This window comes from Pseudomonas sp. GL93, assembly GCF_003408955.1.
Lineage (GTDB): Bacteria > Pseudomonadota > Gammaproteobacteria > Pseudomonadales > Pseudomonadaceae > Aquipseudomonas > Aquipseudomonas paracarnis.
In genome coordinates this window covers 77,605-88,654 of the sequence record NZ_NKRF01000135.1, presented here as the reverse complement: position 1 = coordinate 88,654, position 11,050 = coordinate 77,605, and the positions used below count along the sequence as shown (strand labels likewise).

At 53.2% G+C, this 11,050-nt stretch carries 6 protein-coding genes; 1 reads left to right on the top strand and 5 read right to left on the bottom strand.

The window, feature by feature from the left end:
• The first annotated feature begins 41 nt into the window (after positions 1-41).
• Positions 42-944, top strand: a complete 903-nt coding sequence (locus CER19_RS28060; protein ID WP_116668749.1) for an EAL domain-containing protein — start codon at positions 42-44, stop codon at positions 942-944.
• 42 nt (positions 945-986) lie between these two features.
• On the opposite strand, the gene CER19_RS28055 is transcribed toward CER19_RS28060, so the two are convergent.
• The 5 genes from CER19_RS28055 to CER19_RS28035 all read right to left on the bottom strand — a co-directional run bounded on the left by CER19_RS28055 (position 987) and on the right by CER19_RS28035 (position 10,666).
• Entirely contained in the window at positions 987-1,952 is a 966-nt protein-coding gene (locus CER19_RS28055; protein WP_116668748.1) for a fimbrial protein, read from the bottom strand.
• A gap of 16 nt (positions 1,953-1,968) precedes the next feature.
• Positions 1,969-4,404, bottom strand: a complete 2,436-nt coding sequence (locus tag CER19_RS28050; RefSeq protein ID WP_256660569.1) for a fimbria/pilus outer membrane usher protein — start codon at positions 4,402-4,404, stop codon at positions 1,969-1,971.
• A gap of 150 nt (positions 4,405-4,554) precedes the next feature.
• Positions 4,555-5,274, bottom strand: a complete 720-nt coding sequence (locus tag CER19_RS28045) for a molecular chaperone (RefSeq protein WP_116668747.1) — start codon at positions 5,272-5,274, stop codon at positions 4,555-4,557.
• Between the two features lie 45 nt (positions 5,275-5,319).
• Positions 5,320-5,910, bottom strand: a complete 591-nt coding sequence (locus CER19_RS28040; RefSeq protein WP_116668746.1) for a fimbrial protein — start codon at positions 5,908-5,910, stop codon at positions 5,320-5,322.
• A gap of 505 nt (positions 5,911-6,415) precedes the next feature.
• The gene (locus CER19_RS28035) at positions 6,416-10,666 is read right to left on the bottom strand and encodes an autotransporter domain-containing protein (protein ID WP_116668745.1); all 4,251 of its coding nucleotides are present in this window, start codon (positions 10,664-10,666) and stop codon (positions 6,416-6,418) included.
• Positions 10,667-11,050: the final 384 nt, after the last annotated feature.

Genomic DNA, 11,050 nt, shown 5'->3' with positions numbered 1-11,050 from the left:
TCCCATAAGCTTTGAGGGTATTAACACCAGGCTTGGCCCTCATGCACTACAGCGCTTCAAGCTCGTTTCTATCGAGCTTGCTTCCCCGAACAAAGGAAATTTTACCCAGGCAATCGGACTGCCCTGACGAATTAGCACCACCCGCTCAACTGTCCAGCGCGAAAGATGTGCAACTGGGCCTTTGGCTGCGAGAGTTTCGTGCATATCTACAACCCAAATTCGACCTTTGCACCGGAGAGGTCAATGCCGCGGAAGTGCTGGCGCGCTGGCACCATCCACTGCACGGCGTGCTTGGGCCTGCCCACTTCCTCCCGCTTATCAAGCAGGAGCGCTGGCTCGACGACTTGTTATTTGTACTCCTGGAGCAAGGGCTGGCTTACCAGCTCCAGCTTCACCGCATGGGGCGGTCTCTCAAACTTGCGTTTAACCTGTCACTCAGCCAATTAAATAGCAGCACGTTTGTCGACCGATTGGAAACATGGTTACTCGATCATCCCGTAAGACGTTCGTCACTGACCTTTGAGATTACCGAAGACGGCCCGGTCGACCTTTCCGATGCGCACATCAAGCAGCTCAATCGCCTGAGTCGCCTGGGCGTTCGCCTGTCAATCGATGACTTCGGGACGGGTTATTCATCACTGCTGAGACTGTGCAAGGTGGTGTTCCATGAAATCAAACTGGCCAGAGAATTCATTGGGGCGGTTGATAGTTCAGAGCGCTATCGGGTGGTTGTTCGCAATGCGCTGGCATTAGCTAATGCGTTAGGTATGGAGGCAGTGGTGGAAGGTATTGAGACACCCTCACAACGCAATTGCCTGGTCGAAATGGGCGCTCGGGTGGGCCAGGGTTACTTGTGTGCCAAGCCTATGCTGCTTGAGACATTTGATAGTTGGCTTAGTGAATCGTATCAGCGTTTTCAGACAATAATCTGCAGTCATAAATAATATTAACGGGGGAACCAAAAATTCAGCCCCCCCGTAAAACGTTCAATTATATTCAAGAATATAGTTCAATGTTGCATTAGCCTTACCTGGCTTGACTTTCTGGAAGGCTTTTTTTGTATACTCTGCAACAACAGGAAGACGATAGATTTCGCCGCCTGGCTCACTTCTCATCCAAACCATGCTCATGGCGTTTCCCGCGGTGAATGGCAGCTGTACATTATTGTTATTGCGCAATTTAAGCTCAACGCCTTCAGCACCGCCTGGCTCTAAATTTAACCGACCAGGGCCGTTAGAGTCCCCTTCAAAATACACGTTTACCGGAACCTTCGCCCCCTCTTTCATGCCAGAGCACTTTACGTCCAAATTGAAGGACTTTTGCTGTACGCCTAAATTACCTATCGAAACACGCCCCATAGGAATATTCAGCTTTTCAACCCCCTCACAGCCAGAAAAATATGCCTCGCTCTGAAAGTCAGTATCCCCGGTAAATCTCACTTCTAGCGAATTCCAGTAATTAACGTGAACCTGAACTGTGAATTCCATTGCTGCTTTGCCCATGGAGATTTTCCGAGAGGTACGCACATACTCAAACACCAATGAACTTATTGACTGTATCCAACTACTTGGCCGCGAATATTTTCTTGTGTAGGGCAAAGATTCACGATCGCCAAAACTATAATCCATAATTCTGACACCGACACCAGAGATGCCTGTTTGGTAAACGTCAGTGAAGCCTTCAGCCAGCGCTCCTTGAACTATTGAATAGTCCTGTTGTACTTCAGTGAGGGCGCCGCAGTCATGGCCAGTTCCAGAAACCGGAATCAGTCGCGAAGTAGCCATTACCGAACCAACAGGTACGTTACGTAAGGATATCGTTGTTGGTGAGGCCGCTATACGTACTTGCTTATCCCTGCCCCCATTAACAAAATGACAGCCATCTATAATTTTCGCCTGCACTGTACTGACACTCAATGAAAAACACACAGAGAAAAAGATTTTCCACTTCATTTAATTACTCCACTAATCATTGAACACCACAGGTGGCTTTCACTTGGTCATACACCAACAACGGATTGCGCTCAGGCAATTTATAAGGAGCACTACATTTGCCGCCCGACCAGTTCAACATCAATAGCCCTTGGTCTTTGATACCAAACACAAGCGCACGTGACCGGTTGTCTACCACCGCCAACAATATATTGTTCTCATCGAACAGTTGCGTACCAAATGGCAGCTTATTCCCGTTGGCTTGCAACAGTTCAAATTGCACACGACGGCCTGTAGAGGCCTCAAACCGAGCCTTCACTATTGAACCCCGGCGCGGAACCACACGCTGCGAAGTCTCAGTAACATCTACATCACTGCCCAATGTCTGCGTATCAATGTTCACCCAGTTATAACGATACGGTTGTATGTAGCTCTGAACCGTATATCCCGCGCCATCGGTGCTAGCCGTAGAGCCTTCAAGCGCGACCCCGGCCACGCCGGGCACCTCGACCAGGGCGAATGTTTCGCCTACCGATCGCCCGAACGTCATCCCGTCTCCATGAACCACCACAGAACCGGAAGCAGTCATATCCAGATGACGCGAAGGACCGGACTTTGAATAATTGGCCGCGAGTTGAGCAGACGGACCATCCCAGCCCAGCCCAACACCTGCCGATTTGTCGCCGGATGAGCGTCCCGCCTGCGCCGAATAGGACAATGTATTCGAGCCGTCCAGGTAGCCGGCCACCCCGGTTTGCACACTGTCCTCACCTTTTCCTCCCGAGGTGAGGTTGCTATAGAACCGCTGCGAACGCGCACGTGGGCCGAAGGGCACGCTCATCGAGAACGCCAGCTGATTGTCGGATTGGCGCGAACGACCAACGCTTTGAGTGTGCGAGGCAGACAGGCTATAGCTGACTTCACCGACACTGCCGCTGTAACCCACTTGCACGTTTCGCGTGTTGCCACTGCGGTCCCAATAGTTGACCTCGCCACCGTTTATATAAAACGAACCATAAGTGCCGATGGTCTGCCGAATGCTCAGGTCGAGACGATTTTTGGGGCGGCCACGACTGCCGAAATAATAGTCGGTATTCCCCCTTTCATCGATATACTCACTCAGCGTGCGATAACCCGAGGTGGAATAGCGGTAACCCACCATGCTGAACGTTGTATTGGTGCTGCTCAGCGTTTTCGAGTATAGAAAACGCGCACTCTGCCCCGACGCTTGCTTACCGCTATCGGGCCTGGAACGGCTGCTGGTCACGTCCATGGACATCCCGCCCAACGATGAGTTGATACCAATGCCCAGGTTGAGTGCCGTGTAGCCCTCACTGGCGAGCACACCACCGTAGGTCGTCAGGTTGTCGGTCGCGCCATACACCGCTGTGCTTTGGAGCAGCTTCGGGGACACGGAGCGTTCGTTGTCGTAATGGCCCAGCGACAGGCTGTATTGAAAACTGCCCCGGCGAGTCATCACCGGGAGGTAGGAGTACGCCTGAGTGTATTTACGCTCGCGGCCATCAGCCTCGATGATGGTGATATGCAAGTCGCCGTTGGAACCACCCGGGTAAATATCACGGATCTCAAAAGCCCCCGGCGAGACTGTGGTGGAGTAGATAACGTACCCATTTTGGCGAATCTCTACGGTCGCGTTCGTCTCGGCAATGCCATATACGACGGGGGCGTAGCCCGCTTCATCATCCGGCAGCATGCCAATGTCCGAAGCAAGCTGAGCACCGCGAAAACGGCTGCTGTCGAAAATATCGCCGCGACTATAGAGTTGGCCGAACGCAATACGCCCCTTGAGGCTGGTGATGTCGCGCTCAAGGTAAGTCCGGTTGCTAGAGAAGGTCCGTCTCATCCCGGTGCCCTGACTGATAGCCGAGTCGTTACGCAGGCGCCATCGACCTATATTCAGCCCGTTGCGCAAGCCCAGGTAGCCGTAGTCACTGCTGAACCCGCCGGTGTTGCGGTTGAAGTTCAACTGGTAGTTAGTGAAAAATGCCGTGATGCCGTCGTCCCACAAAGACGGGTCGACATAGCCCCTGCCGCGACGCTGGATGTAGGCCTGCGGGATGCTGATGAACAGCGACAGCTTAGTCACATCGAGTTCAACCGAGGCACCGTCGATCCGCAGCAGCGTGACAGGGTCGCTGTCAGCGCTGTCTGGAGCGACGATACCTTCCTGCCGCAGGCGGTCCACATTGACACCGAGCTCACGCAACAGCGCGACAGTCAACACCGGTTGAGCCTCTGAGCTTTCGGCCTCCTCGCCAGCTTGAAAAAAAAGCTCCTGGCGTCGCTCCAACTGCTGGTTCAAGTACAGATCGACGCTATAAGTACCCGGGACAATACCGTTGGACTTTTCGAAATAACGCAAGTCGACTTCAGCGCCCTTGTTCTTCAGAAACAGCGGGTTGAATTGCGCTGCACTCGTAGCTGTGGAGCTGAGCACGCCGATAACCGCCAAGCACGAAAGGCTCTTTCTTGAACCCGAATTTGAAGATTTCACCTGCCTGTAATACGAGAAAAAAGAGTTCAAAACGGCACCTTCTGGACACGCCAAACCCTGAGCCAAAGCCCGAAAAAATGGTTAGTAGAATTAAAAGTATCTGAGGAATTAAAGGGCTAGATCAGCTTCATGCTTAACCAGAGCGCCATAATCATTAACTGATTCCCAAACAACACTAAGCGCGCCACTGTAATGTTTAGGCAGCTCGTTGATTTTCATCTTTGTCGTTGCATTGGGGCTGACCATCTGCGCCTCAACAGTGTATTTTTTCCCGCCTGCCAACACCGCGACGCTACCCAGGGAAACGTGAAACGCAGTAGCGTTATTTACCAGCAACATCGGTTCAATAGCGCCTTTAACGAAGCTCCACTTTAATTTTTTTGCAGCCTCGTCCGGAGTACCCGGAAGTTTTGCTGGACGAAAGAAAAGTTTAAGACGCTGACGGAACGCAACTTGTAAACTGTTCTCTGTCTTGGACACCTGCGGTATTTCCTGAATGCTCAACCAGAACACCGATTCGCGATCCATGGGCAACCCTTCGCCCTGGTAAAAAACCCGTAGCATTTGCTGTTTTTTATAACTCAACCGAGCCAGGGATGGAGTGATCGCAAAGGGAACTTCGCTTGCATCTTGACCGGGTGGCGCTTCGATCCAGGACTGGATCATGATGTCTTCAGCACCTTCGTTGCGAACCTGAATCGAGGCTTCGCGGTCGGTGGAGGGGAAAATGATCCGTGTGCCTCCGACTTGGAGCCCCGCAAAACAAATGCTGGAGCAGGCATTCAACACCAGCAGAAAAAAAAAGTGTTTTATTAAAGTGGCGTACATTCACGACCTCACAGAAGGCGGGGCTGTTAAGCCCCGCAATACGAGTTATTCGTAGGTCAGAGTGAAAGGCAGTGTGCCGTTGGCAGTGCCTGGAGTGATGGTGTCGCCGTTAGCCACGTAGGCTGCACGCATACTCAGAGCCGCCGTATATTTAGTGGCTTCATCCTCTCCACTCTTTACCAGCGCAGCGGAGTAAGCCTCGTTCGCGGACAGATTGATCAGTTGGTTATCGGCATCAAACATGCCGATACCCACGCCTTCGGCAGTACCCACCGTCTTCAGAAGACTGTTCTTCTTCAAGTCGACACCCGACCCGGCCATAGGATCGAAACCGAGTTTGACGGTGGTCAAACCAGCCGCGGTATTGCCGCAATCCAGGTTAAGGTTGATCGACTGACCGGCAGCAATGCCTTCACCCGCCACACCGCCGAGGGAGTCCATACTTACCTTCCCCAGGTTGACGTCCACGACCTGATTGCCAGCGCTGCCACCCACTGTGGCTCCAGCCCCTGCAGATGCAACACAGGAAGCCGCAGTGATTTCGCCGGTGAAGTTGATAGTCCCATCCGCGGCCATAGCGTTATTAGCCAGCGCACACATCGCTGAAGTGAGAACGAGCAGTTTCAATGCTTTCATTGGAAAGAGTCCGAAAAGTGTTTTAATGTTGATGAGTAGAGCGATTTATATCGCGGCAACAGATTAGTTTTCCAGCGCCACATCATCAACAAGAAACAGCTTGAATCGAACCAAGATTTTTCTTGAATCAAAAAACTAGCTAAACAAAACAACACCAAGCGATGACATTATTTTTATAGAGTTAATCCCCCAACCCTATATATCCAAGCACATTGCAATTAATGCCACTTAATACAGTTCAAGATCCCTCGCAGGTCTTGAGGGATTTGTAAGTTGGACCGCCCGATCATCTGCAAGTTAATGGTCGCCGGCCCATTGGACCAGGGCGAGTTGGCGCGCGAGCGTGCCTGGGCGACAAACAGAACGCCTATAACTCACTCAAACGAATCACGCCAGCCAGCGAAAAGGCGCGAGTCTGGAGAAGTGATATGTCCAGGCTGCCGCCAATCGCTTCAACAATCCTGCGGTTATCCGCTAACCGCAGGACTATGTGCTCTGATTGTCCCTAGAACGTCCATGAAGCCATGGCGGAGGTGCTCTGATCGTGAAAGCGCTGGCCTATTTCGCCTGTGTACCTCAGCCCCACGGAAAAGGCCGGCGTCAAATCCAACGTAGCGCTGAACGCCAACTGAGCCGTGTCCTGCTGCACGGGCAAGCCGGAAATATTCACGAAGTCTCCTTGGGACTGCAACTTCAAACGAGTGTGCGTGGTTTTCTCCGTGAATGCGTGTTGCAGCCCGGCGCTACCGTTCAGACGCACGGCCATGCCATTGGCCAGAGGATGAACGGCGTTCACGCGCGCACCGAGTCGGGCCGAGGTCACGTCCATGCGGCTTTTTTTGCCACTGAGGGCGAAGAGGTTCTCCTTCTCTGAAAATGCTTTGGTTTCAACGTGGACGTAGTTGAGCCCGATGAAGGGTTCCAGCGTCACTGTGTTGAAGTTAATGTTGTGGGATAGCTCGGCAAAGGCCTGACGGGTGCTGCCGTCATAATTGCCTTTTAGTCGCGTGGAGCCATTCTTGTGGGCTACATCGCGTTTGCTGTCGATCTCATGCCAGGCATAAGCCGCACCGACGCGCAGGGTGAGACTGTCGAATTGTTTGCTCGCATAGGCAGCAAGGCTGTAGGTTTCAACGTCGGCAGAAGCACTCTGCGTGGACAGCGAGGCGGAACTGTTTTGATAGCTGGCAGCAAGACCGGCTTTCAAGCCGCTTTCTTCGTCCTGTCGATCAATCCCTCCGATGACGCCTTGAATCGAACGATTGAGTTTGGCTGCATCGCCCTCCCGGTTTTGTGTCCCTCTGGAATCGAAGGCATACCCCCAGACGCCAAGGGCACGTGGGTTGTGCTCTGTCTCGTAGAGACGATTGAGCGTGGCGTTGCGCACGTAGCTTGAGTCTTGCAGCAGCGCATTCTTGAGTGAAGCATGCAGCTCGCCCGTCATGGGCTTCATGATGTTCTTGAACTCGTCCCTGGAGAGTCCGATCAAGGCATCGTTTTCTTTCTGGGCCCAGGTAAGAGACGGTGCCGGCGCAGCGTTCAGTGTGGGAGCTGCGTCCAACAAGGCAGCGGATGGGGCCAGCTCTGATGTGGTTATAGTTGACGATGCCGTGCTAGCGACTGGCAATGTCGCGAGCGGTGGGATGACCGGCTCTTCGTATTGAGTGATAACAGGCCGAGATGTATCAGGCAAAGTAACAACAACAGGTTCGGAGGTTGTTGGAACAGAGGGTTCAGAGGTCACCGGGGAAGGCTGTACGTCGGTGGCCGCCGAGCCTTTGCCTGGCAGCGTTGCCGCCGGACCGGCCGGTATCGTGGTGAGCAACTGCGTGGCCAGGGCTTTTTCGTTCTCGTTCTTGAGCAACTCTGCGGGGCGAATATCATTACGCAGCAGGTTCAGGTTTACCTGGTTGGGTTCGTAAGCGAGGCTGGGCGTGAGAAACGCCAGGTTGGAGGTCACTTGGGCAAATTGACCACTGACACCTTTCTGCGCCTGGATAATGGCCAGCGTGGTGTTGGGCCTGTAATCACCGGCCTGCGCCTGGACGTCGACCAGACCACCTTGCAGTTCCGCGCGCCCGGCCACTTCCAGTTTGTCGGTACGCCCAGCCGCATCGACCTCCACCCGGTAAATCGACTCGGGGTTGAAGGTCAGGTCTTGGGCAACACGCAAGGTGCCGATCGAGTTGCCCGGGGCGATGATCCCGCCCTTCTTGACGGTGACTGCGCCGACTTCGCCGATACCTTGCAACTGAGCACCGGATTCGACGTAAAGCATCGCGTTGCTCAATGTGCCATTGGCGCTCAGCGTGCCTTTGTTGATATCGATGCGCCCGGCCATATCGCCGCCGCCCGTCAACCTGAGCTGACCTGCGCCGGTTTTAACCAGATTGGCGTGGCCACTGAGGCTGCCGCCAAAGACTTTATCCTCGTCGCTGCTAAAAAGTACGGACAGCTCGTCGCTCGTTGTGATGCTCGGCACCGGTGGCGTGATCGCTTGAGCAATGGCAGCAAGAGAGGAACTCGGTGCAACGGGCTGGGTTGGAAGGGGTTGAGTGATAACAGGCTGGGGTGCGTCAGGCACAGTAACAACAACAGGTTCGGAGGTTGTTGGAACAGTGGGTTCAGAGGTCACCGGGGAAGGCTGTACGTCGGTGGCCGCCAAGCCATCGCCTGGCAACGTTGCCGCCGGGCCGGCCGGTATCGTGGTGAGTAACTGCGTGGCCAGGGCTTTTTCGTTCTCGTTCTTGAGCAGCTCTGCGGGGCGAATATCATTGCGCAACAGGTTCAGGTTTACCTGGTTGGGTTCGTAAGCAAGGCTGGGCGTGAGGAACGCCAGGTTGGAGGTGACGCTGGCAAATTGCCCCTTGATACCTTTTTGCGCCTGGATAATGGCCAGGGTGGTACTAGGACGATAATCGCCGGACTGCGCCTGAACATCGACCCGACCACCTTGCAGGTCAACAGGCCCGGCCACATCCAGCTTGTCTGCACGCCCAGTGGCATCAACCTCGACGCGGTAGACCGACTCGGGCTTGAAGACCAGATCTTGAGTGATACGTAGCGTTCCGATCGAATTGCCGGGCGCGAGCACCCCGCCTTCCTTGACGACAACCTGACCGATTTCGCCGCTGCCCTGCAATTGGGCGCCGGACTCGACGTAAACCAATGCATGGTTCAGCGTGCCATTGACCTTCAGTACACCCTTGTCGATATAGGTGTAACCCATGGAACGGTTACTGCCCGTAAGTTCGAGGGTGCCTGCCCCGTCTTTTATGATGTTGCCGTAACCGCTGATGTCGCCGCCAAAAACCAAGTCATCGCTGCGATTAAAGGTCAGCGTGCCCTTGTTGTTGATATTGCCCAGCACTGAGCCTTGTGCACCGCCGTTACCAATTTGCAAGGTGCCCTGGTTCAGATCGATGCCACCACCAAAGGTGTTATTGCCCGTGAGAATGAGCGTTCCACTGCCCTCTTTGATCAAACCGCCAGGGCCGCCAATATCTTCCTTCCAGGTATCGACCTGAGAAAAACCGGCCAGGTCCAGATCCGAATCCGGGTTTTGGTTGACCGTGAAGTTTTCATAGAAATAGGTGGGGCCGCCAAAAGCCTGAGGCAGGTTAATCAGCCCCCAATTGGCATTCGGGTTATTGGCATCGAAGGTCCAGCCCGCCAGCGAATTGCTGGGATAAGCCGTGCTGGCCAGAATCTGCCGCCATTCGGGTGATTTCAAATAGGGGAAGCGAAAACGCAGCAAGGCGCCGGCCTGTTGCGGGATATGCTCAGGCGCGAGCACAACGGCGTCACGCGCGAGCATTTGATTGTAGTAACCGAGGCTGTAGTTTTCTTTGGCTTGGGTATCGGTCAAGGGCGAGTCTTGAGCCTCAAGACAGCTGCGCAAGGTGCCCGAGCACAGTTTCGATGCTTCTACCTGCTTGCGGATATCCCCGCTCAACTCAAAAAAAGTCTTTGCCAGCGTGTCGTCTTCCAGCATTTTGGACAGGTAGTAATAGTTACCGATACGGGACGCGATGGTGTCGGTAGGAAAGTGCGCTCGCAATACGACCCGGCTTTCGCCGTACTGCAAGGCGCGGGAAATGATTTCACTGCCACGCTCTGGAAATACCAGGCTCATGCCCATTGCCGTTTCATAGCCATCCCACGTATGGCCGCTGGGGAAGGATGAACCTTTTATGGACTGGTAGTTTTTTATGTATTGTGAGTTCTCAAGCACGTCCTTGGGGCGACCACGAAGGAACTTGTCTTTTAATATGAAATCTGCAGTTCGCTCTTTTTTTTCATTAGCGTCATATGAGTAGCTTGCCAGGTTGTATAGATCTACCAAGTGACTGTATGAATCGAAGGTTGAGAGATCCAGCGGCGCGCTGGGTGTTTTTTCAGGGGTGAGGGAGCCTAGCGCTGACTGCGTCATGATCGCCCGCTTATAGACAGATTTCTGGGATGCATCGCTGATGGCGAGCCGATATCTGTCGCCGCTGTCCTGCGCGTAGGCAATAGACCCTAGTCGGTCAAGGTTTGCCGCTTCTGATCCTGGTTGTGGGTAGCGAGTGATGACATGGCTTTGCAGTTCTTTGAACCAGGCCGCTCTTTTGGAGTCAATCAACCCGTTAGCGGTGTCGATATCAATGTCGGCTAATGCAGATGCTGGTGAAGCCAACCAGACAAAAAATGCATATTTCAAAGCAGTGTATTGGGCAAGTAGGCGCACATCTGAAATTTTGATTGTTGACGGCATGATTCTTCCTGAGTCATTTGGCTTAGTTGGAAGATACCGTTATGCAGTTTTTTCTTTTCGGTTTTGTTACCACACTATAAAAAACTTTAAAAAAATGCACCCATCCGGGCTGACCAATTAAATATCCGCTACTTGGCGCCCTTAGGAAATTTCCTATTGATTTTTTTACTTAGAAGAGGCTTATTTTTTTGAATAACGGCAACGTTAACTATATAACCGTAAAGATTATTACCCACCATTCAAGCCTGCCCGCTCTCACCGGAGAAGGAGACATGGCACTGATGAACTTGACCCAACCGAACAACGTTTAACGAACATATATGCTAACTTTGCTGACAGCGGTCTTCTCAGGCCGCATGTGTAAAAAGCTCCCTGCAAATTACT

Excerpts from the sequence above, each read along its gene's own strand:
- CER19_RS28060 (WP_116668749.1), top strand. The coding sequence starts at position 42 with ATGCACTACAGCGCTTCAAGCTCGTTTCTATCGAGCTTGCTTCCCCGA.
- CER19_RS28055 (WP_116668748.1), bottom strand. The coding sequence starts at position 1,952 with ATGAAGTGGAAAATCTTTTTCTCTGTGTGTTTTTCATTGAGTGTCAGT.
- CER19_RS28045 (WP_116668747.1), bottom strand. The coding sequence starts at position 5,274 with ATGTACGCCACTTTAATAAAACACTTTTTTTTTCTGCTGGTGTTGAAT.
- CER19_RS28040 (WP_116668746.1), bottom strand. The coding sequence starts at position 5,910 with ATGAAAGCATTGAAACTGCTCGTTCTCACTTCAGCGATGTGTGCGCTG.
- CER19_RS28035 (WP_116668745.1), bottom strand. The coding sequence starts at position 10,666 with ATGCCGTCAACAATCAAAATTTCAGATGTGCGCCTACTTGCCCAATAC.